16 protein-coding genes and 1 tRNA gene are annotated in these 24,748 nt (G+C 66.3%); 1 reads left to right on the top strand and 16 read right to left on the bottom strand.

Annotation, left to right across the window (positions count from 1 at the left end; all coding sequences use genetic code 11):
* Positions 1–38 precede the first annotated feature (38 nt).
* The 7 genes from AC1KVE_RS08390 to prpB all read right to left on the bottom strand — a co-directional run bounded on the left by AC1KVE_RS08390 (position 39) and on the right by prpB (position 15,340).
* A complete protein-coding gene (locus tag AC1KVE_RS08390; RefSeq protein ID WP_481093057.1) occupies positions 39–4,940 on the bottom strand; it encodes an alpha-2-macroglobulin family protein in 4,902 nt (1,633 codons plus the stop codon).
* Positions 4,941–5,620: 680 nt separating this feature from the next.
* Positions 5,621–6,598, bottom strand: coding sequence for a nucleoside hydrolase (locus AC1KVE_RS08385; protein WP_481092838.1), 978 nt, complete (start codon positions 6,596–6,598; stop codon positions 5,621–5,623).
* Positions 6,599–6,705: 107 nt separating this feature from the next.
* Positions 6,706–8,922, bottom strand: coding sequence for a TonB-dependent receptor (locus AC1KVE_RS08380; RefSeq protein ID WP_039523923.1), 2,217 nt, complete (start codon positions 8,920–8,922; stop codon positions 6,706–6,708).
* 188 nt (positions 8,923–9,110) lie between these two features.
* The gene (gene prpF, locus AC1KVE_RS08375) at positions 9,111–10,310 is read right to left on the bottom strand and encodes a 2-methylaconitate cis-trans isomerase PrpF (protein WP_435013433.1); all 1,200 of its coding nucleotides are present in this window, start codon (positions 10,308–10,310) and stop codon (positions 9,111–9,113) included.
* Positions 10,311–10,377: 67 nt separating this feature from the next.
* Positions 10,378–13,020, bottom strand: a complete 2,643-nt coding sequence (acnD, locus tag AC1KVE_RS08370) for a Fe/S-dependent 2-methylisocitrate dehydratase AcnD (RefSeq protein WP_481092826.1) — start codon at positions 13,018–13,020, stop codon at positions 10,378–10,380.
* Positions 13,021–13,213: 193 nt separating this feature from the next.
* On the bottom strand, positions 13,214–14,368 hold the full coding sequence (prpC, locus tag AC1KVE_RS08365) for a bifunctional 2-methylcitrate synthase/citrate synthase (RefSeq protein WP_115043160.1): 1,155 nt from the start codon (positions 14,366–14,368) through the stop codon (positions 13,214–13,216).
* 75 nt (positions 14,369–14,443) lie between these two features.
* Positions 14,444–15,340 (bottom strand): methylisocitrate lyase, encoded by an 897-nt coding sequence (gene prpB / locus AC1KVE_RS08360; protein WP_024938462.1) that lies wholly within the window; start codon positions 15,338–15,340, stop codon positions 14,444–14,446.
* 146 nt (positions 15,341–15,486) lie between these two features.
* Here prpB and prpR point away from each other — a divergent pair, with 146 nt between their 5' ends.
* Positions 15,487–17,088, top strand: coding sequence for a propionate catabolism operon regulatory protein PrpR (gene prpR, locus AC1KVE_RS08355; RefSeq protein ID WP_481092827.1), 1,602 nt, complete (start codon positions 15,487–15,489; stop codon positions 17,086–17,088).
* A 205-nt stretch (positions 17,089–17,293) separates the two neighbouring features.
* Here the strand turns inward: prpR and AC1KVE_RS08350 are convergent, their stop codons facing one another.
* From AC1KVE_RS08350 to fabG, 9 genes are all read right to left on the bottom strand, one after another.
* Positions 17,294–17,620 carry a hypothetical protein gene (locus tag AC1KVE_RS08350; RefSeq protein WP_039523911.1) on the bottom strand — a complete coding sequence of 109 codons (327 nt, stop codon included), beginning with the start codon at positions 17,618–17,620 and terminating at the stop codon, positions 17,294–17,296.
* Positions 17,621–17,926: 306 nt separating this feature from the next.
* Positions 17,927–18,001, bottom strand: a tRNA-Val gene (locus AC1KVE_RS08345).
* Positions 18,002–18,227: 226 nt separating this feature from the next.
* On the bottom strand, positions 18,228–18,581 hold the full coding sequence (locus AC1KVE_RS08340; RefSeq protein WP_024938459.1) for a PilZ domain-containing protein: 354 nt from the start codon (positions 18,579–18,581) through the stop codon (positions 18,228–18,230).
* Complete coding sequence (locus AC1KVE_RS08335) at positions 18,578–19,537, bottom strand: DNA polymerase III subunit delta' (protein ID WP_024938458.1); 960 nt, start codon at positions 19,535–19,537, stop codon at positions 18,578–18,580. The genes AC1KVE_RS08340 and AC1KVE_RS08335 overlap by 4 nt, the downstream gene beginning before the upstream one ends.
* Positions 19,534–20,598 carry an endolytic transglycosylase MltG gene (gene mltG, locus AC1KVE_RS08330; protein WP_154831558.1) on the bottom strand — a complete coding sequence of 355 codons (1,065 nt, stop codon included), beginning with the start codon at positions 20,596–20,598 and terminating at the stop codon, positions 19,534–19,536. Before mltG ends, AC1KVE_RS08335 begins: the two co-directional genes overlap by 4 nt.
* Before the next feature lie 60 nt (positions 20,599–20,658).
* On the bottom strand, positions 20,659–22,014 hold the full coding sequence (locus tag AC1KVE_RS08325) for an aminodeoxychorismate synthase component I (protein ID WP_481092828.1): 1,356 nt from the start codon (positions 22,012–22,014) through the stop codon (positions 20,659–20,661).
* A 181-nt stretch (positions 22,015–22,195) separates the two neighbouring features.
* Positions 22,196–23,431, bottom strand: coding sequence for a beta-ketoacyl-ACP synthase II (gene fabF, locus AC1KVE_RS08320; RefSeq protein ID WP_024938455.1), 1,236 nt, complete (start codon positions 23,429–23,431; stop codon positions 22,196–22,198).
* Positions 23,432–23,572: 141 nt separating this feature from the next.
* Positions 23,573–23,812, bottom strand: coding sequence for an acyl carrier protein (acpP, locus tag AC1KVE_RS08315; protein ID WP_002814322.1), 240 nt, complete (start codon positions 23,810–23,812; stop codon positions 23,573–23,575).
* A gap of 155 nt (positions 23,813–23,967) precedes the next feature.
* Entirely contained in the window at positions 23,968–24,711 is a 744-nt protein-coding gene (fabG, locus tag AC1KVE_RS08310) for a 3-oxoacyl-ACP reductase FabG (RefSeq protein ID WP_481092829.1), read from the bottom strand.
* Positions 24,712–24,748 lie beyond the last annotated feature (37 nt).

The following is a 24,748-nucleotide window of genomic DNA, read 5'->3' as shown; positions in this document are numbered from 1 at the left end:
CGCCCCATCGCGCGCGAGCGCGCTCCTACTTTGTCGCCCTACGGCTGCACCACCGTCATCGTCGCTGGCGTGCTGCGCCCCACGCCGCGCAGCTCGGGGCGGTACATGTCTTCCACCAACGATGGCGGCACCGTGTACGTGCCCGGGGTGACTGCGCGCACCAGGTAATACAGCTGCGCCTTGCTGCCCGAGGACAGCGCCAGCGCGGCCACATAGCGGTCGTCGCGGAATTCTTCGTGCTTGACGTCGGCGGCGCTGGAACGCTCGCTGATGCCGATGCCGTCCACCACCACGTCGGCCCATTGCTTGGCATCGCCGAGATTGAAGTTCTCGATCTCCAGGCCGGCCGGCAGCAGGTCGGTCAGCAGCGCGTCCGGCATGTCGCTGTTGGCGGTGATGGTGACGCGCACGATCAGCGCTTCGCCTTCCTTCAATGCACGCGGGGTCCACGGTTTGCCATCGGTGGTGTACCAGCTGCGCTCCACGCTGAGATTGCTCGTGTCCGGCTCCGGTGCGCTGCGCGGGATGCCGGCCACTTCCAGGCTGGCGTACATCGGTGCCTCGCCCTGCGGTGCGAACTGCACGCCGCGCGCCAGGGCGGCGCTGTCGAAACTGCGCCCGAACAGGCGTGCCGGCGCAATCTCCTGCGTCTCGCCACCAACAGTCAAGGTGCCGGACACCTGCTTGCCCTGCCCGACCATCAAGGCCTTGCCCAAGCGCGCCAGCGCCACCTGCTCCTGCGTGCTCAGCCACAGCCAGCCGGTGGCGCGGCGTGCATCCAGCGCGCGGCCCAATGCCACTGCGCGGGTGTCGTACTCGGGCTTGGACAAGCCACGCTCGTGCAGCAGCGCCATCATCAAGGCATCGTCGCGGATCGCGCTGCCGTAATCGGCGAAGTACGGCGGGCGCTCGCTGCTGTCCTTGGCAAAACCCGCCTTGATCGCCGCCTGCCCACGCTTGGTGTCGCCCTGCAGCGACAACGCCGCGCCCAGATGCACCAGCGACAAACCGGTCAGCGCCTTGTCGCGCTGGTTGTCGTACAACGCGCGCAGCGTGCCCAGCGGGGCGCGGTTGACGCGTGCCAGCACATAGCCGGACCAGGCCTGGTTGGCGAACTTCAGGCTATCGCGGCGGTCCTGCCCGTAGAACTCGTTGCCACCGGACAGCAGGTCCTCGCTGAGCCGATTGAGCGCCTTCTGCAGCACGTTGTCGGGCACCGCAAAACCGGCGTCCTTGGCGTCGAGCAGAAACTCGGCGATGTACGGGGTCAGGCCCGGATTGACGTAACCGTCGTCGCCCCACATCGAAAAATGCCCGCTGGCGATCTGCATCGAGGCAAGGCGACCGAATGCGCCTTCCATGCGCTCGCGGCGCTTGGCCGCCTCCAGCCCCTTGGTGCCCAGTGCCCTGGCGGTGGCATCGTCGAGCAAGAGTGCGGCGTAGCCCTTGCTGGTGGTCTGCTCGGCGCAGCCATACGGATAGTCCAACGCCCCCTGCAGGGCGCTGGCGAACGGAATCGGCGGCAGCGGGCTGACCACCATGCGCGCGGTCACCGAGCCAGCCATCAGGCCATCGGCAAAGCCGCTGTCCAGGGTGATCGGCGCCAACGGATCGAGCACGCGCGTCTGTGCACGCAACACCTGCGGCCAGCCGGCACGCACCGGCAGGTCGTAGCTGCGGTCGGCCTTGAAGCCGTTGCCGTCCACACGCACGCGCACCTTGGCCACGCTATAGCCTTCGGTGGCGCTCAGCGGGAAGCTCAGCGTCTGCTTGGCATCCACACCGAGCTTGACGCTGCGCGCCGCCTCGGCGATGGCCAGCGGGCCGATCCCGTCCACGCGCACATTGAACTCGCCCGGCTTGCCGGTGAAGTTCTGCACATCCAGCGTCACCGTGCTGCGGTCGCCCGGTGCCATCACGCGCGGCATGCTGGCCTCGGCCAGGATCGGGGCACGCACCACGGTTTCCACCGCGTGGTTGCCGAACCGCGTATCCGAATACACCAACGCCGACACCCGCAGCGTGCCGTTGAAATCCGGCACTGGCAGTTGCACGCGCGCATTGCCCTTGGCATCGAGCTTCACAGAGCCGGAGAACAGGTCCACGGTCTGCACGCGCGCGGTCGGGCGCTTGGCCTGCGGCAAGGCTTCCAGCGCCATGTCGCCGCCGAACTTGAGCTTGCCGCTGGCGCCTTCGAAGCTCTCGATCACGCGCCCATAGATGTCGTAGGCATCGGTGCCCAGACGACGCTGCGCGAAGAACTGCGCATTGGCATCGGGCACCGGGAAGCGGGTGATGTTGAGGATGCCCACGTCCACCGCCGAGATGGTCACGTGCGCCGCCTTGCCGGCCAGCTCCGGCACGCTCACCGTCACCGGCAACGCCTGCTCGGGGCGCATCTGCTTGGGCACAGCCAGGCCCACCGCCACGCGTCGCGCCTTGCGGTCCATCGGCACATACGCCACGCCCACCGCGCGCGCCGGGGTGATCTTGCTCGGCGCACTGCCGCCGCGGAACACCAACGCGGTGACGTAGACATCGTGGCGTTCCCACGCGTCGGTCACCGGGATTTCGAAGCTGCTGCCCGGCTTGACGTCGATGTCCTGCACGTACAGCAGCTTGTCGCTTTCCACCAGCAGCACGCCCTTGCCGGCATGCGGCGGGGTCAGCGTGACGGTGAGCGTGTCGCCGGCGCGATAGGCGGTCTTGTCCAAGGCCAGCTTGACCTTGTCCGGGCGCGCGTCCAGGCCGCGGTTTTCGTCGTTCCAACTCCAGCCGGCACGGAACGGGTAGCGCGTGGTCAGCCCGGTGGCCGGGTCGAACACATCCAGGCGGTACTCGCCCCACTCCACCGGGACCTCGAGCTTGGCGTTGCCGCCGGCGATGTCGAGCGTGCGCGTGTCCTTGTTCTCGAAGCGGCGGGTGAAGTCGTAATCCCAATGGTCGTCGGTGTAGTTCCAGTGGTAATCGCGCAGCTCGCGCACCAGCGTGGCCTTCAGGCCCTTGGCCGGTTGCGGCTTGCCATCGGCATCCACGCGGGTGATTTCGAAGCGCGCGGTGCCGTTGGCGTCGGTGCCGTCCTTGTCGTCGAACAGGGGGCGCACGCCGACCAGCGCCTTGGCCGGCCACAGCACGCGCTTGACGCTGCGGGTGACGGTGCGCCCGCCGGTCTCGTACACGCTGCCCGAGACCACCGCCGCAATCGTGCTGACCGGCTTGGCTTCGGCAGGCAGCGCGATGTCTTCGCGCAATACGCCATCGCTGCCGAACTCGGTGTCGATCACGTCCTTGGCTTCGCGTGGCAGCTCCAGCGTGGGGTCGCCGAAGAACCAGCCCGGCAACGACTCAAGCGGATGCTGCTCGACGCTGACCGCAAGCTTGGCGGTGAAGCGGTTGCCGTCGGCCGGCGCGCCATACAGGTACGCGGCATTGGCGACCAGCGTGAACGGCTGGCCGGCGCTCAGGGTCTTTTGGGTGCTGTCCAGATCCAGCTTCATGCGCTCGGGCAGGAACTCTTCCACGCGCACGGTCATGCCCTGCACGGCGTCCTTGCTGGCCGGATCGGTGCGGAATTCCACCTGCCAGCGGCCGGTCGGCGCATCGGCCGGAATCTGCTGGGTGAACTCGAAATAGCCCTGCTCGCCCGGCTGCAGCTTGGTCTCGCGGAAGGTCTTGCCGTCCGGCTGCTTGAGGCGCAGGAATACCGGCTGCGGCTTGGTCGGCTTGCCGTCGTTGTCGCGCAGGATCGCCGACACGCGCATGGTCTCGCCGGGGCGATACAGGTCGCGACCAGCCCAGGCGAACACGTCGAACCAGGCGCTCTCGCGCCCGGCAACCGCAAATTCGCTCAGGTCCAGCGCCGGCTGGTTGAACGGCAGCACCGAGATATCGGTCTTGCTGCGCGCCACCAGCACGTGACCGGCATCGAGCGTGTAGTTGAGCAGCGCATTGCCGTTGCCGTCGGTGGCGCCCTTGAGGAACAGCTCACCCTTGGCATCGAGGACGCGCACTTCCACGTTCTTGATCGGCTCGCCGCTTTGCAGCGAGGCGGTGTGCACGAACAGCTTGTCCTTGTAGGCGCGCGTGTGCAGGCCGATGTCGCTGACGGTGAAGAACGCGGTGTCGAAGCCATTGTCGAAACTGCCGGCACGCTTCATCACCGCAAAGTACAGGCCCGGCTCCTGCAGTTCCTTGATGTCCTGCGTGGGCAGGTAGGTCAGCACGCGCTCGTTCTGCTTGCCGCCGAGGATGAAACGATTGACGTAGACCGGGTCAGCCAGCTTGGACAACGGCTGCTTGTCGTTATATTCGCTCTCCAGCTCCCAGCTGCCGCGACGACCGCCGCGCTGGAACTGCTGGAAGAACGCCGGCAGCGACTTCTCGCGCACGCGCAGGAACTCCACGTCCACTTCCGGCACGTTGACCGACACCACCGGCAGGCCGCGGCTCTCGCGTGCCGGCAGCACGCTGCCTTGCGAAGCGAACCCGGCCACCGGCTTGAGCGCGCCGGTGTAGACCTTCTGCTTGAGCGGCTTGCCCAGGCGGCTGCCATCAGCGGCCAGCAGGTTGGCGTCGACCAGCACGGTGTAGTCCTTGGCCGCTTCCACGTACGGGTAGCGCAGCGTCTTGCCGTCGTCGGACAGCGTCCAGCTGCTGTCGCCGGTGCCGACCTTCTCCTCGAAACGCACAAGCGCATCGAAGTCCTGCGTGCCCACCAACGGCCGCGAGAATTCCAGCGCCAGCGACAGGCCGTCGCTGGTCTGGTCGGGATAGGCGCGCGCCAGCGCAAAACCGGTGATGGCCTGCTTGTCGGCCTTGATCGCCTCGCCGCTGGCGACAGGCAGCTGGCCGCTTTCGTTGCGCTTGCACGCCACCGCGCCGATCGCCACGCTCAGCAAGACCACCCACAGCAACATGCGCCGCGTGCCCGACCACTTCATCCCTGATTCCCGGCTATCCATTCGCACTACCCCATGACTGAGGACGCAAGTATAGCGATGCCGTTCACGTCACCGATGCTGGCATGGGGCGACGCAAGGACTTGCCGATGGGCGGCGATGACGCGCCACCGGGCCAGCGCTGCGATGGCACCTGCGTGCCCTACCGACGGTGAGCGCACTGGTTTGACGACGGTCCATGGCAGGTCGCGCTGAGTTGCGGCTTGGCTGCAGGGCCCTTACCCGCCCACTATCGCGGGACACGCCGCAAGTACGTCCATGTAGGCTCTTACGCGGCATCCATGCCGCGTAAGGTCCCGCGACGGTGGGCGGGCAAGGACCAGTCGAGATGGTCGGTGTGCAGGGGCGCACACAGGGCATGGCGTGCATTGTTCGGAGGATGGTGCGTCCAACAACCGTTCCATCACAAGCAGAGCAACAAGCAGGCGTTCAACCAAGCAACCGACGCATTTTCTGGTGCGGTGTCCTCGCCGATTGCGGGACCGTGTGGCGGCATGGATGCCGCCACCGAGCCTACAAGGACGTACTTGCGGCGTGTCCCGCGAGCGGTGAGGGCATCGCGCACACGACCAACCAGGCTTTTGACTGCATCCCAAAGTGCGGCCGATGAAGCACTTCACTCGCCACCAAGCCGGCACTCACCACATTATTGACAGCCGCTCCTAGCGCAACTGCAGCACCGTGCGCATGTACAGGTCGATCAACGCCGGCTTGTCCGCACGCAGGCAGGCCTGCACGTTCGGTGTGCCTGCGCCTTCTTGGGTGTAGCCCTGCGCATCGACGTCCAGATGCAGCGGCGTGGTCGGGCACAGGTCGGGGCGCAGCAGCCAGGCCACCGGCACTGCGTCGAACAGGGTCGGCGTGGCGCTGGCCCAGGGCTGGTCGGTATTGCGCCACTGGTAGTACAGCTGGGTGAGCGCATCGGTGAGCCCATCGCCATGTGCAAACAAGGCGATGCGCTCGGGTTCTTCCAGCGTGATCTGGGTGGCGTCCAAGGGCAGCAACACGATCGGCACGCCGGCCGCGAACACCTGCTGCGCCGCCGGTACATCGGCCAGGATGTTGTACTCCGGCGCCGGCGCGCTGGCAGGACGATAGGCCGACTTGCCATAGCCGACGCGCACCGACCCGCCCATCGCCACGATGCGCTTGAGCTTGGCAAAGCCGGCCGGGTCGCGCTGCTGCGCCATTGCGGCGTCGGTCATCGGCCCCAACATCAGCAAGGTCACCTTGCCAGGGTGCAGGCGCGCCTGCTGCAGGATCATCGCCGCCGCATCCGGCAGCTTGCCGGGCAACTGTCCCCTGGCGGCCCAGCGCTCCTGGCTGAAGGGGATCGCGCTGGTGGTGCGTGCGCCCACCGCCAACGGAATCTCGCTGCGCCCGGCCTGCTGCAACAGGCGCTGCAGCAGCTGCGCACGCACGCTGGTGTCGCCCCAGGCCGATGCGATGCCCAGCACATGCAGCTGCGGGCTACGCAGCAACAGCCCGAGCGCAAACGCATCGTCGATGTCGTCGCCGATATCGGTGGAGACCACCAGCAACTCGGGAGACGTCGACGTGGGTGTGGGCGCTGGCTGCGCCGCAGTGGCGGCAGGCGTCTGCGCCCATGCCACTGCCGACGCACACCACAGCCCCAGCATCCACCACATGTTTCGCCATCTGCGCTGCATGCATCCACTCCTGCGACCATAAAAAAAACCGCCGGCATGTTGGCCGGCGGTTCGATAGTGCTACACCACGACGCCGATCAGAAGTTGGCGCGGAACTGCGCACCGACGATGCGCGGGTCGTTGATGAAGCCGGTGAGGTTGTTGAAGTCGATCGCACCGGTCACGCGGATCTGGTTGGTGCAGTTGCGGCAGAACACCGACAACTCGTACGCGCCCGCGCCCCAGTTGTAGCCGATCTTGGCGCCGCCCTCGACCAGCGGCTGGCCGGTGAACTCCTTGGAGTCGTACAGGAAGAAGTTCACTTCGCTGCGGTAGGACCAGTCGGTGTAGAAGAACAGCTCGCCGTCGTTGCCCATCGGGATGCCGTAACGCAGGGTGGCGTTGGCCATCCACTTGGCAGCCTGCGGCAGGTCGTTGCCGTCGATGATGGCGTTGCCGGCCGCATTGAGCGGGTCGGTCACGGTGCAGGTGCGGCACACGCCCACCGACAGGGTCGGGTCGTCGATGCGGGTCCAGTTGTAGGCGCCGCCGGCGGTGACGCGCAGGTTCTGGGTGAGCAGCGCTTCGAAGTCGAACTCTGCGCCGCGCGCCTTGGTCTTGTCGGCGTTGAGCAGGCGCACGTCGTTGGAGACGCCGCCCACTGCGGTGAGCTGCTGGTTCTTGACGCGGAAATCGTAGATGTCAAAGCTCAGACGCGCGCGGTTGTCGAACAGGTCGGACTTGATGCCGATCTCGAACGAATCCACCGTCTCCGGCTCGGCCACGGTCAGCGGCGCGGTGCCCGAAGGCACGCCGAAGCTGGCGCCGCGGAAGCCGCGTGCGGCACGGGCGTACACGTTGACGTCGTCGTTGATGGCGAAGGTGGCGGCCAGATCGCCGGTGACCTTGGAGTTGTCGGTCTCGCCGCTGGACGGCTCGACCAGCGTGACGCGGTCCAGCGCCAGCACGTCGAAGGTCTTCTTGTCGTAGGTGTAGCGGATGCCGGCGCGCAGGTTCAGGCGATCGGTGGCCGCGTAGTTCAACGAGCCGAATGCCGCCCACGAGGTATTGCGCTGGCGGGTCAGCTGGTAGCTGGCCAGATCGCCGCCGCTGAAGGTGTTGTAGGTGTAGTTTTCGCCTTCCACGTCGTCGTGGAAGTAGTACAGGCCGGCCTGCCAGTTGAGCGGGCCTTCGTATTGCGATTCGGCACGCAGTTCCTGGCTGTACTGGTCCAGGCTCTTGATGCCGCCGGCGGTTTCCACCGGGAACGGAATCACGCCCGGGCCGGACGGCGGTGCGAACACCGCGCCGAAGCCGCCGTCGATATCGCCGCGGCTGTAGTACTTGCCGATGCCCTCGTAGGCAGTGATCGAGTGCAGCGCGATGTCGCCCAGGTCCCAGGTCAGATTGGCGCTGCCGCCGTAGGTCTGCAGTTCCTGGTTGTTGGCGCCATCGATGAAGGACTTCTCTTCGTCGAAGCCGTCCACCAGCTGGTTGGTGCCGGGCTGGATGATGTTGGCGCGGAACAGCCGCGCGGTGCCGTCAAGGTGACGCGCATGCGCGTTGAACAAGGCGCTGAAATCGTCGCTGGCCTGGTACAGCAGCTGCAGGCGCACGGCCGAGTCGGTATAGCCTTCCAGATCGCGGCCATCGCGGTTTTCCACCCAGTCGTCGCGGCGCTGGCCCAGCGTGGACAGACGCGCCGCCCAATGGTCGCCCATGGCGATGCTCAGGCCGCTTTCCAGGGTCATGGTGCCGTAGGTGCCGTAGGACAGGCTGGCGTAGCCGTCATTGGCGCCGATGGCCGGCTTGACCGAGTTGAACTTGACCACGCCGGCCGGCGTGTTGCGGCCGAACAGCGTGCCCTGCGGGCCGCGCAGCACTTCCAGGCCTTCCAGATCGAAGATCGGGAAGCCCTTCAGAAATGCATTTTCCTGCACCACGTCGTCATAGATCAGCGACACCGGCTGCGAGGCATAGGTGTTGAAGTCGGTGTTGCCGTAGCCGCGGATGTACACGCGCGGGAACACACGGCCGTTGGACGACTCGATGTTGAGGCTGGGCGCCTTGCCCGCGAGCACGCGGATATCCGAGCCGCTGGTGGAGATGGCATCCAGGAACTCCGGACGCAGCACCGATGCCGAGACCGGTACGTCCTTGGAATCTTCCGAGCGGCGCTCGACCGTGACCTTGACCGCGTCCAGGCGCACGACACCGTCGTCGCCGGGCGCCTGCTGGGCAGCGGCATGGAGCGGGAGAAGGGAAGCAACGGCAACGGCGAGCGCGCTGATCTTGAGCGACCGGCTGGCGGACATGGGAAGACTCCGAATTCGGTTGGCGGAGCGGCCTGATCTGCATGCCGCGTTGCAACAGAATTAACACGATTTACACAAATTTGGCAGAGCGCGTGCGAAAAAGTTTTCCGAATTCGAAAAGGCGTTCGAATTAATGCAACACGCGCATGCAATTTGTGCGTTGGGGCCTGCCCGGTCTCAGCGGGCAGTTAGCCGACCCCGGCGGCGTCGACCGGCACCCGCACCCAGCCTTCCATCAGCACCCGCGCACTGCGGCTCATCAGCGCCTTGGTTACCTGCCACTGGCCGTCCACCAGCTGCGCCTCGGCGCCGACGCGCAAGGTCCCGGAGGGATGCCCGAAGCGCACCGCAGAACGCGCCGCGCCGCCCGCCGCCAGATTGACCAGGGTGCCGGGCACCGCGGCCGCGGTGCCGATCGCCACCGCGGCGGTGCCCATCATGGCGTGATGCAACTTGCCCATCGACATCGCGCGCACCAGCAGATCGAGCTCGGCGGCATGTACCGACTTGCCGCTAGAGGCGGTGTAATCGGCCGGCGGCGCCACGAACGCCACCTTCGGCGTGTGCTGCCGCGTCGCTGCGTCTTCCACCTTCGCAATCAAGCCCATCCGCACCGCGCCGTGCGCACGCAGGGTCTCGAACATCGTCAATGCACGCGGGTCGCCATTGATCGCTTCCTGCAGCTCGGTACCGGTATAGCCCAGGTCGCGCGCGTTGACGAAGATGGTCGGGATGCCGGCATTGATCAGCGTTGCGGCGATCGTGCCCAGGCCGGGAATCTCCAGCTGATCGATCAGCTGGCCGGTGGGGAACATCGCCCCGCCCTCGCCTTCGGCATCGTCGGCCGGGTCGAGAAATTCCAGCTGCACTTCGGCGGCAGGAAAGGTCACCCCATCCAGTTCGAAGTCGCCGGTTTCCTGCACCTGGCCATCGGTCATCGGCACATGCGCCACAATGGTCTTGCCGATATTGGCCTGCCAGATCCGCACCGTCGCCACGCCGTCGCGCGGCACCCGGGCGGCATCGATCAGGCCATTGGCGATCGCAAACGGCCCCACCGCCGCCGACAGGTTGCCGCAGTTGCCGCTCCAGTCCACGAACGCGCTGTCGATGGACACCTGCCCGAACAGATAGTCCACATCATGCCCGGCACGCGCACTGACCGACACGATCACGCTCTTGCTGGTGCTGGAGGTCGCCCCGCCCATGCCATCGATTTGCTTGCCATACGGATCGGGGCTGCCGATCACCCGCAGCAACAACGCATCGCGCGCAGGCCCGGGCTGCTGCGCGGCGGCGGGCAGATCCTGTAGGCGAAAGAACACGCCCTTGCTGGTGCCGCCACGCATGTAGGTGGCCGGGATGCGGAGTTGGGGGAGCGGGGTCATGGGAGGGCCGGGATTGGGGATTGGAGAATGGGGTTGGGTGGCAGACCCACGGCAAGGGCCATGGACGCTAGTGCGCTTGCGGTACTGATGTCGTTTTCAACAAATCTCGATTCCCGACTCCCGATTCCCGGCTCTCAAGAAAATCCTGCGCAAACCGTTGCAGCACGCCGCCCGCCTCGTAGATGGACACTTCTTCGGCGGTGTCCAGGCGGCAGATGACCGGCACCTGCACCTGCTCGCCGTTGCGCCGATGGATCGACAGCGTCAGCGTGGCGCCCGGCGTGCGCTCGCCGACCACATCGAAGGTTTCGCTGCCGTCGATGCCCAGCGTCTTGCGATCGGTGCCCGGCTTGAACTCCAGCGGCAACACGCCCATGCCGATTAGGTTGGTGCGGTGGATCCGCTCGAAGCCTTCGGCCACGATCACCTCCACCCCGGCCAGACGCACGCCCTTGGCGGCCCAGTCGCGTGAGGAGCCCTGACCGTAATCGGCACCGGCAATGATGATCAGCGGCTGCTTGCGCATCATGTAGGTTTCGATCGCCTCCCACATGCGCAGCACCTGCCCTTCCGGTTCCAGCCGCGTCAACGAACCGGCGGTGACCTGTCCATCGATCACCGCCATTTCGTTGACCAGTTTGGGGTTGGCGAACGTGGCGCGCTGCGCGGTGAGGTGATCGCCGCGATGGGTGGCGTAGGAATTGAAGTCTTCCTCCGGCACGCCCATCTGCGCCAGGTATTCGCCTGCCGCGCTGCCGGCCAGGATCGCATTCGACGGCGACAGATGGTCGGTGGTGATGTTGTCGCCCAGCACCGCCAACGGGCGCAGGCCCTGCAAACTGCGTGCACCGGCGAGAGCGCCTTCCCAGTACGGCGGGCGCCGGATGTAGGTGCTGGCCGGTCGCCAGTCGTACAACGGACTGACGCGGATGCCCTGCCCCGCGCTGCGCTTGAACATCGGGTCGTAGACGCTGCGGAAGTGCTCCGGCTTGACGCTGCGCGCCACCACCGCATCGATCTCCGTATCGCTCGGCCATAGGTCCTTGAGCGTCACCGCCACGCCATCGGCATCGATGCCCAGCACATCCTTTTCGATATCGAAGCGCACCGTGCCGGCGATGGCATAGGCAATCACCAACGGCGGCGATGCCAGAAACGCCTGCTTCGCATACGGATGGATGCGCCCGTCGAAATTGCGGTTGCCCGACAACACCGCGGTGGCATACAGATCGCGGTCGATGATCTCCTGCTGGATCGCAGGGTCCAGCGCGCCGCTCATGCCATTACAAGTGGTGCAGGCAAACGCGACGATGCCGAAACCCAGTTGTTCTAGCTCGCCCAGCAACCCGGCCTCTTCCAGGTACAACTGCACCGCCTTGGAACCCGGCGCCAGCGAACTCTTCACCCAGGGTTTGCGCGTCAATCCGCGTGCATTCGCATTGCGCGCCAGCAAGCCTGCGGCAATGACGTTGCGCGGGTTGGAGGTATTGGTGCACGAAGTGATCGCGGCGATGATCACCGCGCCATCGGGCATCTGGCCCGGCACGGCATCCCAGACGCCGGCAATGCCGCGCTCGGCCAGCTCGCTGGTGGCCACGCGCTTGTGCGGATTGGATGGCCCGGCCATGTTGCGCACCACGCTCGACAGGTCGAACTGCAGCACACGCTCGTACTGCGCTGTGACCAGGTCATCCGCCCACAGGCCGGTGTGGCGTGCGTAGGTCTCCACCAAGGCGATCTGTGCGTCCTCGCGCCCGGTCAGGCGCAGGTAATCCAACGTCTGCTGGTCGATATAGAACATCGCCGCAGTGGCACCGAACTCCGGCGTCATGTTGGAGATGGTCGCGCGATCGCCGATGGTCAGCGCGCTGGCGCCGGCCCCGTAGAACTCCAGATAGGCACCGACCACACGTTGCTGCCGCAGGAACTCGGTCAGGGCCAACACGATGTCGGTGGCGGTAATGCCGGGCGCCGGCCGGCCCAGCAGTTCCACACCGATGATGTCGGGCAGGCGCATCCACGAGGCGCGCCCCAGCATCACGTTTTCCGCTTCCAGCCCGCCCACGCCCACTGCGATCACACCCAGCGCATCCACATGCGGGGTGTGGCTGTCGGTGCCTACGCAGGTATCCGGGAACGCCACGCCATCGAGCGTGTAGATCACCGGCGACATCTTCTCCAGATTGATCTGATGCATGATCCCGTTGCCCGGCGGAATCACTTCCATGTTTTCGAATGCGCGCTTGGTCCACTCGATGAAATGGAAGCGGTCGGCGTTGCGCCGATCTTCCACGCTGCGATTCTTGGCGAAGGCCTGCTTGTCGAAACCGGCGTATTCCACCGCCAGCGAGTGATCGACGATCAACTGCACCGGCACCACCGGGTTGACCTGCGCCGGGTCGCCACCCTGTTCGGCGATCGCATCGCGCAGCCCGGCCAGGTCGACCAGCGCGGTCTGCCCCAGAATGTCGTGACAGACCACCCGCGCCGGAAACCACGGAAAATCCAGTTCGCGCCTGCGCTCGATCAGCTGGCGCAGGTACGCCTCCAGCATCTGCGGTTCGGCGCGCCGCACCAGATTCTCCGCGTGCACACGTGCGGTGTACGGCAGCGTTGCATAGGCGCCGGGTTGCAGCGCATCCACGGCGGCGCGTGCATCGAAGTAGTCCAACGAGGTGCCCGGCAAGGGCTTGCGGTACTGGCTGTTCATGGCTGGCGATATCGAAGCGGGCGGGGGGTATTTCGGGATTCGGGAATCGGGAATCGGGAATCGGGAATCGGGAATCGGATTCAGGATTTCCGGCGTGGGGGGGACTGCCATCTCTCGTTGCGGTTGCCATCGTCTGATCGCCTTCGTTGAGCGAAGGCGATCGTGGTGGATCAATCCAACCGCTGGCGCGTCCTCAGGAGCGTTGATCCAGCGGTACGAAGACCTGATCTTCCGGGCCGGTGTAATTGGCCGAGGGACGAATGATCTTGCCGTCCATGCGCTGCTCGATGATGTGCGCGCTCCACCCGGCAGTGCGCGCCAGCACGAACAGCGGCGTAAACATCGCCGTCGGCACGCCCATCATGTGGTAGCTGACCGCACTGAACCAATCCAGGTTGGGGAACATCTTCTTGATGTCCCACATCACCGTCTCCAGGCGCTCGGCGATGTCGTACATCTTGCGGCTGCCCTGCTCATCGGAGAGTTCGCGCGCCACCTCCTTGATCACCTTGTTGCGCGGATCGGACACGGTGTAGACCGGGTGCCCGAAGCCGATCACCACTTCCTTGCGTTCCACACGCGCCTTGATGTCGGCCTCGGCCTCGTCCGGGGTGTCGTAGCGCTTCTGCACCTCGAAGGCCACCTCGTTGGCGCCGCCATGCTTGGGCCCGCGCAACGCGCCGATGCCGCCGGCAATGGCGCTGTACATGTCGCTGCCGGTGCCGGCGATCACCCGGCTTGCAAACGTGGAGGCATTGAACTCGTGCTCGGCGTACAGGATCAGGCTGGTGTGCATCGCACGCACCCACGAGTCCTTCGGCGCGAACCCGTGCAGCAGATGCAGGAAGTGCCCGCCGATCGAGTCGTCGTCGGTTTCCACCTCGATGCGCTTGCCGTTGTGGCTGTAGTGGTACCAGTACAGCAGCATCGATCCCAGCGAGGCCATCAGCTTGTCGGCGATATCGCGCGCGCCGGGATGATTGTGATCGTCCTTTTCCGGCTGCAGGCAGCCCAGCACCGACACCCCGGTGCGCATCACATCCATCGGATGCGCCGACGGCGGCAGCTGCTCCAGTGCGGTTTTCACTGCCGCCGGCACGCCGCGCAGCGAGCGCAGCTTGGCCTTGTAACCGCGCAGTTCGCCGTCGTTGGGCAGCTTGCCGTGCACCAGCAGATAGGCAATTTCCTCAAACTCGCTGGTGGTGGCCAGATCCAGGATGTCGTAGCCACGGTAATGCAGATCGTTGCCGCTGCGGCCCACCGTGCACAGCGCGGTGTTGCCTGCAGCAGTGCCGGACAGTGCGACGGATTTCTTCGGCTTGAAGCCGGGATTGACGGTGTCGTTCATGCGATGCGCTCCCAAACGGTGTCGTGTTGCGGTGTCACGGATGAAGTGGCCAAACCTGCACGCAGCAAGGCGCGATCATGCGCCTTTGCGTGCAAACAACGCGTCCAGGCGCTGCTCGTAGCCGTGGTAGCCGATGCGCTCGTACAGCTCTTCGCGCGTCTGCATGGTGTCCAGCACGGCCTGCTGATGGCCATCGCGCCGAATCGCGGTATAGACCGCCTCGGCCGCCTTGTTGGCAGCGCGGAATGCCGACAGCGGAAACAGCTGGATCGCCACACCGGCCTGCGCAAGCTGGTCGCGCGTAAACAGCGGTGTCTTGCCGAATTCGGTGATGTTGGCCAGCACCGGCACGCCCACTGCATCGACAAAACGCTTGTAGGTGTCCAGGTCGTACGCGGCTTCGGCAAAGATGCCGTCGGCACCGGCTTCCACGCAGGCGATCGCGCGCTCGATCGCCGCATCCACGCCTTCCATCTGGATCGCATCGGTGCGCGCAATCAGGAAGAACGCCGCATCGGTCTTGGCATCGGCCGCCGCCTTGACCCGGTCGACCATCTCGGCCTGGCTGACGATCTCCTTACCCGGCCGATGCCCGCAACGCTTGGCGCCGACCTGGTCCTCGATATGGCAGCCGGCTGCGCCCGCCTTGATCAGCGACTTGATGGTGCGCTCGATGTTGAACGCGCTCGGCCCGAAGCCGGTGTCCACGTCCACCAGCAGCGGCAGCTCGCAGACATCGGTGATGCGGCGCACGTCGATCAGCACGTCTTCCAGCGTGTTGATGCCCAGGTCCGGCAGCCCCAGCGAACCGGCCGCTACACCGCCGCCAGACAGGTAGATGGCCTGGTAGCCGGCACGCTGCGCCAGCAGCGCATGGTTGGCATTGATCGCGCCGATCACCTGCAGCGGCGATTCGGCAGCCAGCGCAGCGCGGAAGCGCGTGCCGGCGGAAGCGGTGGGTGAGGACGTCATGGCGATTCCAGAGGTGGGATACGGGATTAGGCGCAAATGGCATGCCAACGCCAAGCCATTGATTTCATTCGGCCAGGGCAAACCATTTGTTGCAAACCCGAAACGCAGCGCGCAGCATGCAACATCTTTGCAACGTGGCACCAACGATGCGCAGCCCCAGGTTTACCGAGCCGATGGAGCCCTCTCCACCGGTCATCTGGACCGTCAGCGTCTCTCGCCTGACCGGCCTGCTGGCCGACGTCATCCCCGAGTTCGACCAGCGCGCGCGCATCGAGCAGGTCAACCTCGGTTTTGCCGAGGCGGTGGAGGTCATCGGCCAGCGCCTGCGCCGCGAGCGCTGCGACGTACTGGTCGCCGGCGGCTCCAATGCCGCCTATCTGCGTAGCCGGCTCGCACTGCCACTGGCGCCGATCCAGGCCACCGGGTTCGATCTGATGGAAGCGCTGGCGCGCGCACGCCGCATCGCACCGCGCATCGGCGTGGTCACCCACGCCACCGACGTGCCCTCGTTCCGCGCCTTCCAGGACAGCTTCGACCTCGACATCGAGCACCGCCGCTTCGTCACCGCCGAAGACGCGCGCGACTGCATTGCCGACCTGCGCGCCAGCGGCATCCAGGTCATCGTCGGCACCGGCATGGCGATCGATTTCGCCGAGCAGGCTGGCCTGCCCGGCGTGCTGCTGTATTCGGCAGATTCGGTCCGCCTGGCGCTCGAGCACGCCATCGCGCTGGGTACCGCACCCGGCAACGAGCGCGGCGGCAGCCGCACCGGCACGCGCCGGGTGCGGCGCACCGACGCATTGCTTGGCGAAGACGCCGCAATCGTGCATGTGCGCGAGCTGGTGCAGCTGTACGCCCCGCATCCGGGCACCGTATTGATCAGCGGCGAGACCGGCACCGGCAAGGAACTGGTCGCGCGCCAGTTGCATGCCGGCAGCCGACGGCGCGGCCGTTTCGTCGCCATCAACTGCGGCGCCATCAGCGAATCGCTGCTGGAAGCGGAATTGTTCGGCTACAGCGACGGCGCCTTTACCGGCGCACGCCGCGGCGGCCATGTCGGCCTGATCGAAGCCGCGCAGGACGGCACGCTGTTTCTCGACGAGATCGGCGAACTGCCGATGCCGCTGCAGACACGCCTGTTGCGCGTGCTGGAAGAGCGCGAAGTGCTGCGTGTCGGCGCCACACTGCCGGTCGCCGTCGACATACGCGTCATCGCCGCCAGCCTGCAACCATTGCAGGCCCTGGTCGAACAGGGGCGCTTCCGCCGCGACCTTTTTTATCGCCTGGCAGCGTTACGCATCGCCCTGCCGCCGCTACGTCATCGCCCCCACGAGATCGCCTTGTTGCTGGCACATTACTTCCAGCAACTCGGCGCGCTGCCGTCGCCATTGTCTCCAGCAGCGCTGCAGCGGCTGCAACAGCACACCTGGCCGGGCAACGTGCGCGAACTACGCAACTTGGTCGAACGCCTGTGCATCCACTGGAAGGCCCAACCGCACGACAGCCTGGACCTGGATCAATTGCAACGCTGGGCACCCGAGCTGTTCGACATGCGCATTGGCGGCAGCGTGGCGCCCCCCGAACACAGCGATCTTGCAACCTCGCGCATGCAACTCACTGCCGCAGCGGTCCGCGCCGCGCTCGATCGCGCAAACGGCAATCGCGCCCTCGCCGCCCAGGCGCTCGGCGTCTCGCGCACGACGTTGTGGCGCTGGATGCAGGCGCACGCGTCGGCATCGCCTGCTTGAGATGCAGCTGCGGGCTTTGGCTTGCGCGCTCGGGCCGCAAGCGCAGAGGTTGGTCGGCGAGTCGTCAGCACGCAAGACTGGCGGTCGGCGGCGACCGGTCATGCGACACGATCACACGACAGGGTCGGCGCGACGTTGGTGATGCGATCCCGCCGCAGATGCAGCACGCCACCCAGCACTCACCTAGTGAGCGAGCGCGCAGCGATCACTTGACCCGCGTGTATTCGGTATCGCCCGTGCTCAGGTGCCCGGTCGCCTGGTCGATCGCGTAGTTGACGGTGCCATCGGCGTTGGATACCTGCAGCACGCCCTTGTTCAAGATCGCCGGATGATTCCTTGTCTTGACGCCACCGCCCAGCAGCTCCGGCGTGGTGTCGCGAATGATGAAGCTCTCGCCGTTGTGCTCGATGCTGAGCACGTTCTTCTCCGACTTCATGTTGACCCACTTGCCCACGTACTGCTCGCCCACGTCACGGGCACAGCCCGCCAGCAGCATCATTGCAACCAGAGCACTTCCAAGCAGCGCCTTCATCGCCACTCCTTCTTCAACGCGGGGGATTGCAGGATGGCGATTCGTTCCCGAGCCTGCAACAAGCAGGCACAACCGGATGAACACGGCTGTCAGCGACTTGAACAAATCACTGAATCAACAGGCCATGCACTCGACTCGCACGGATGTCGGCGACAACGACGATTCGACGGCATCGGCCACGTCCATACCAGCACTTCAACCGAGCCAGGTGCCCAGGCTTTGCAGGACACTGCAGGACAACAAAAAAGCCGGCCCATGGCCGGCTCTTCTTCTCGCGCTGAAACCCTTGCTGTTGCTGGGTTTCGATGGTGGGCGGTACAAGGTTCGAACTTGTGACCCTTGCCGTGTGAAGGCAATGCTCTACCGCTGAGCTAACCGCCCGATGACGCGAGCCGCACATTATAGGGCAGCTGTGGCGATCGTCAACAGGTTCATCCACTGCGACGATGATGCGGTCGAAAACGCCGCGCTCCGATGACCGGGCGCGGCATTCGCGCTAGCTGGCAGCGATGACGCGGCGTTCGATTCGGCGCCGTTCAAACGCCCGATGCGCAGCTTCGATGTCCCGCGTCCAACACGGTTGCGATCGCGCGCACCCGCACCCGCCTCACATCGTATGCGTCGGCTTGTCCGAGGTCGTCAGGCCCGCCAGCAACATCTCGATCTTGTTGCGCACGCCCTCGCCTTCCGGGCCGTCCGGGAACTGCACGCCGATGCCGGCCGCGCGGTTGCCCTGCGCGCCAGCCGGGGTGGTCCAGACCACCTTGCCGGCCACCGGCAGGCGTTCGCTGGAGTCCGGCAGGGTCAGCAGCAGGAAGACTTCGTCGCCGAGCATGTAGCGCTTGGGCGTGGGCACGAAGATGCCGCCGCCTTTCACGAACGGCATGTAGGCGCTGTAGAGCGCCGGCTTGTCCTTCAACGCCAGCGACAAGATGCCCTGGCGTGCATTCATTGCACTCATCGAGTTCCCCTAGAACGTGCCGGACGCTCTCCCTCGCGCCAGGCCAGCAACAATTCCGTCACCGCCAGATCGGCGCGGACGGTGGTGCGCAGCAGGTCGCGGGTGCGATTGGCGGCGTCGAACCAGGTCGCCAGCTTGTGCAACCGCGATGGATCGGTCAAGCCGGCCGATGCCTGTGCCAGTGCAAGGTCTGCCGCGTGGCGCAGACGTTGGTCGGCCTGGCCGTCGTTGGTCCAGCGCTGCGCGATATCCACTGCGCTGGCGCGCCCGGCGGCGATCTGCTCCAGGTCCTGCGCCACCGCACGGCGCACCGCCAGGCCGTCCTCGCGCAGCCACTGCGCCGCAAGCCCCGGATGACCGCGTGCGGCATCCAGCGCGTCCTGTGCAGCCCGCTCGTCGACACCTTGCGACAGCAGCCAGGCCAGCGCCTCGTGCGCGGGCGGCAGCTTGAATTCCAGACGCTGGCAGCGGCTGCGGATGGTTGCCGGCAGGCGCGCCGGCTGCGCGCTGATCAACCACAGGTAGCGCCCCGGCGAGGGTTCTTCCAGCGTCTTGAGCAAGGCGTTGCAGGCGGCGCGATTGATCGCATCGGCCGGGTCGACGATCACGATCTGGGCGATGCCGTATTGCGGGGTCAGCGACAGCTTTTGCGAAATTTCGCGTACCTGCTCGATCACGATCTCGGTGCGCAGCTTGTCGCCGGTGCGGTTGGGAATGAACGAGATCAGCTGCAGGTCCGGGTGGGTTCCGGCCGCGATCAGCTGCCGGCTGCGCTGCGCCAGCGCCGGGTCCGGCGAACTGGCCAGCACATGCTCGGCCAGCGCCAGCGCCACCGCACGCTTGCCCAGACCATCCGGCCCGCAGATCAGCAGGCCGTGCCCGAGCCGGCCGGCGTCCAGTGCCGCCAGCGTCTGGTCGTAGGCGCGCTGCTGCCAGGGTGAAAACGCAGTGGTCATGGAGTGGACTCCGGTTGCGGCAGGCGACGGCGCTGCAGGTAACGCGCCACCGCGGCATTGTGTTCGGCCAGGGTGGCCGAGAACGCATGCGCGCCGGTGCCATCGCCGACCGCCACGAAGTACAGGGCATTCCCCGGCGCCGGACGCACCGCCGCCAGCAAGGCCTCACGGCCGGGCATGGCGATCGGCGTCGGGGTCAGGCCGGTACGGGTGTAGGTGTTGTACGGCGTATCGGTGGTCAGGTCGCGGCGGCGGATATTGCCGTCGTAGCTGCTGCCGATGCCGTAGATCACGGTGGGGTCGGTCTGCAGCTTCATGCCCAGCTGCAGGCGGCGCAGGAACACGCCGGCAATCAACGGGCGCTCCGAGCCCAGCGCGGTTTCCTTTTCGATGATCGAGGCCAGGATCAAGGCCTGTTCCGGCGAGCCGAGCGGCAGATCCGGCGCGCGCTGCTCCCAGGCCTGCGCCAGCGCCTTGTCCATGGCCAGGTGGGCACGCTTGAGCACGTCCAGATCGCTGTCGCCGCGCTGGTAGAGATAGGTTTCCGGCAGGAAGCGCCCTTCCGGGTGCTGGTTGGCGAACCCCAGCCGCGCCATCAACGCCGCATCGTCCAGCGCAGCGATGGATTGCTGCAGCGGCGTGGCGGTGGCGATCGCGGCGCGCAGCTGGCGGAAGTTCCAGCCTTCCACGATGGTGAAGCGGTACTGGATCACCCGGCCCTGGCGCATGCGTTCGAGCAGCTCGCGCGGCGACAGCGCCGGCGCCAGCGCGTATTCGCCCACCTTGAGCTTGCCGGCCGCATCGACCTGGCGCGCGAGCAACTGCCATTCCAGATCGGTGCCCTGCGCCACGCCGGCGGCGCGCAATTTGCGCAACGTGGCCTTGAGCGAATCGCCGGGCGCAATCACCACGCTGGGCGCGCTCGCGCTCACCGGTGTCTCGGCAAAGTGCAGGTAATGCCGCCACGCCACCAGCCCCGCAATGGCCAGCAGCGCCACGAGCAACAGGGCCGTGCCCAGCACAGCCAGACATCCACGTTTGCCAGTCACCGCCACACGCACCTCGTCATTGCCCCAGCGCCGCGCAGGATACCGCGCGCCGGTGATGTCCCGTTGAAGCGCTCATGCCTGGTCCAAGGCGCGCAGCACGCCGCGCGCCTTGGCGCGGGTCTCGTCCAGTTCGCGCTGCGGGTCCGAATCCACCACGATCCCGGCGCCGGTGCGGAAATGCACCTGCTCCCCGGCCACCTCGGCGGTGCGGATCAGGATATTCAGATCCATGTCGCCGTCGCGATTGAGCCAGCCGAATGCGCCGGTATAGGCACCCCGCGCGGTGCGTTCGAGCTCGGCGATGATCTGCATACAGCGCACCTTCGGGCAACCGGTGATGGTGCCACCGGGAAACACCGCGGCGATCGCCTCGCCCGGAGTGACGTCGGCGCGCAGACGGCCGCGTACATTGCTGACGATGTGGTGCACGTGCGCGTAGCTTTCCACGCCCATCAGCTCGTCCACCTCCACCGTGCCGGGCGCGCAGATGCGTCCCAGGTCGTTGCGCTCCAAGTCGATCAGCATGACGTGCTCGGCGCGCTCCTTCGGATGGCCGACCAGCTCGCGGATGCGTGCGGCATCGTCGTCGCCGGCAAAGCGCGCGCGGGTGCCGGCGATCGGGCGCGTCTGCACCACATCGCCCTGCACCGACACCAGCCGCTCCGGCGAGGAACTCACCACCGCGCGTCCTGCCGCGACGAACAGGCCGGCAAACGGGGCGGGATTGGCAGCGCGCAGGCGCGCATGCAACGCCGCCGGATCGACCGCCGCGGCGAACCTCGCATGCCAGGCGCGCGAGATATTGGCCTGGAACACATCGCCGGCGCGCAGATAATCGAGCACGCGCTCCACTGCAGCGGTGAAGCGCTCCGGCGCGTCCTCATCGACAGCCAGCGGCCCGACCCAGCCGGGCAATGGTGGCAATGCGGCGCAGGCGGCGATGTCCTCGACGATGCGGGTCAGCAGATCCTCGCGGCCCGGCTCGGCCAGCGCGATGCAGCGGCCTTGCACCCGGTCGCGCAGCACCGCGGCAGGCGCGCGCAAGGCCAGTGCGCTCGGCAAGCCATCGCTGCGCGTGGGCAACTGCAGAATCGGTTCGACCTGCGCGGCCAGTTCGTAATCCAGCAATACCGCCCAGCCGCCGCGAAACGGCCAGGGGCTGGTCGCATCGTGCGGCACGCGCTCGGCCTGCCAGGCCGCATCCAGTGCCTGCAGAAAGCCGCCGTCCAGCACGCGTCCATCGCCGTCGCGCGTGCGCCCATCAGCATCCAGCCGCAGGCGTGCGCCGTCTGCAAGCAGCAGCACATCCCAGCGACCGTGCGCGGTGCCGGAGGCGGTGGATTCGAGCAGTGCCGGATACCGCTGCGGCGCCAGCCGATGCAGCGCCAGCAGGTCGATGTCGGCGTGCAGGGGTCTGGTGAGCGTCATCGGCCGGTTGGGCGTGGGGTGCTAAGAGGCGCCGCCCTGCGAGAGAGGCAGGGCACACATGAAGAGAAGGATCAGCTCGCGGAGCGACGTTCGGCCGCGTACACGCGCCCTGTCCGACCGCCGTAACCTGGGTGCGGCGTGTACCGCGAAGCATTGTTCGCGGTACACCAGCGCCGGGACGTCAGACGCGCTTGAACACCAGCGTGCCGTTGGTGCCGCCGAAGCCGAAGCCGTTGGACATCACCGCATCCACCTGCACCTCGCGCGCCACGTTCGGCACGTAATCCAGATCGCAGCCTTCGCTGGGCTCTTCCAGATTGATGGTCGGCGGAATGATGCCGGTATGCAGCGCCATCACCGAGAAGATCGCTTCCACGCCGCCGGCCGCGCCGAGCAGGTGGCCGGTCATCGACTTGGTCGAGCTGACCATGGTCTTGTAGGCGTGGTCGCCCAGCGCGCGCTTCATCGCCAGGGTTTCGGCCAGATCGCCCAGCGGCGTGGAGGTGCCGTGCGCGTTGAGGTAGCCGATCTGCTCGGGATTGAGCTTGGCATCGCGCATCGCCGCAGCCATGCTGCGCGCCGCGCCTTCGCCGTCTTCGCTGGGCGCGGTCATGTGGAAGGCGTCGGAGCTGGCGCCGAAGCCGACCAGTTCTGCATAGATGCGCGCGCCACGCGCCTTGGCGTGTTCGTACTCTTCCAGCACCAGCACGCCGGCACCGTCGCCCAGCACGAAGCCGTCGCGCTGCTTGTCCCACGGACGCGAGGCGCCGGTCGGGTCGTCGTTGCGGGTGGACATGGCCTTCATCGCGCAGAAGCCGCCCACCGAACTCGGCGAGGAGCCGCGCTCGGCGCCGCCGGCCAGCATCACATCGGCGTCGCCATGCTGGATCATGCGCATCGCGGTGCCGATCGAATGGTTGGAGGTGGCGCAGGCCGATACGGCCGAGAAGGTCGGGCCTTTCAGGCCCTTGATCAGGCTCACCTGGCCCGGCAGCATGTTGATGATGGTGCTGGGCACATAGAACGGCGAAATCTTGCGCGCGCCGCCCTCGTGGAATTTGATGGTCTGCTCTTCGATACCGAGCAGCCCGCCGATGCCGGAGCCGAGAATGGCACCAACGCGTTCGGCATTGCTTTCGTCGATTTCCAGGCCGGAGTCGTCCAGCGCCATGAACGAGGCACCGACACCGTAATGGATGAACGAATCCATCTTCTTGACGTCCTTGGCGGACACAAAAAGCGTGGGGTCGAAATTCTTGATCTCGCCGGCGATCTTGGTGGTGAACTGCGAGGCATCGATCTGCGTGATCGGGCCGATGCCTGAGCGCCCGTGGATGATTCCATCCCAGCTGGTGGCCAGATCATTGCCCAGCGGCGACACCATGCCCATGCCGGTAACGACAACACGACGACTCATTGCAGATCTCCTCACCACGGAACGGACGGTGCTTGCAGTTTGCGGATGACGCTTGAAAAACACAGGGCCGCATCAGCGGCCCCATGGAATGTCTGACGCAGCAGCGGCTTGACGCACGCCACCGCCGTCAGGAACAACGCATCAGCTCTTGACGTGAGCCTTGACGTAGTCGATCGCCTGCTGGACCGAGGTGATCTTCTCAGCCTCTTCGTCCGGGATCTCGCACTCGAACTCTTCTTCCAGCGCCATCACCAGCTCGACGGTGTCCAGCGAGTCGGCACCCAGGTCATCGACGAACGATGCGCTGGTGGTGACTTCCTCTTCCTTGACGCCGAGTTGTTCGACGACGATTTTCTTGACGCGTTCTTCGATGGTGCTCATTGGGGATATCGCTCCAGATGGAGTAGTGGTGGTACGAAAAAAACGCCATCGGGCTGCGATGGCCGCGTTGGATAGTGTAGTGGAAGCGACCGAGCCTTGCATTGCATCACAAGTCCCGGCCGATCAGCCACTTAGCGCCTCCCGGCGCCGCACGCTCACGGCATGTACATGCCGCCGTTGACGTGCAGGGTCTCACCGGTGATGTAACCGGCGCTCGGGCCGGCCAGGAATGCCACCGCGTTGGCGATGTCTTCCGGCGCGCCCAGATGCCCGAGCGCGATCTGCTGCAGCAGGTCGGCCTTGGCCTCCTCCGGCAGCGCCTTGGTCATGTCGGTATCGATGAAGCCGGGCGCCACCACATTCACGGTGACCCCGCGCGAACCGATTTCCTTGGCCAGCGACTTGGAGAACGCGATGATGCCGGCCTTGGCCGCGGCGTAGTTGGTCTGGCCGGGGTTGCCGGTCACGCCCACCACCGAGGCGATGTTGACGATGCGGCCCTTGCGCGCCTTCATCATGCCGCGCATCACCGCCTTGGAGGTGCGGAACACGCTGGTCAGGTTGGTGTCGATGATCGCCTGCCAGTCGTCGTCCTTCATCCGCATCAACAGGTTGTCGCGGGTGATGCCGGCGTTGTTGACCAGGATCGAGATCGCGCCGAACTCCTTGCCGATCGCATCGATCAGGCCATCGACCGCCGCGGCGTCGGTGACGTTGAGCTCGCGGCCGTGGCCGCCCTGGGCAGCCAGGCGCGCGCCGATCGCCGCAGCGCCGGAGGCCGAGGTCGCGGTGCCGATCACGGTGGCGCCCTGGGCGGCCAGCGTATCGGCGATGGCCGCGCCGATGCCGCGACTGGCACCGGTAACGAGGGCGATCTCGCCCTGCAGAGGCTTGCTCATGAATGCTGTTCCTCGAGTGGGGAGCTCGCGACCGCAG

This window comes from Xanthomonas sp. NCPPB 2864 (assembly GCF_056675615.1).
The sequence above is the reverse complement of the archived record's forward strand: the minus strand, read 5'-3'. Positions and strand labels throughout refer to the sequence as shown.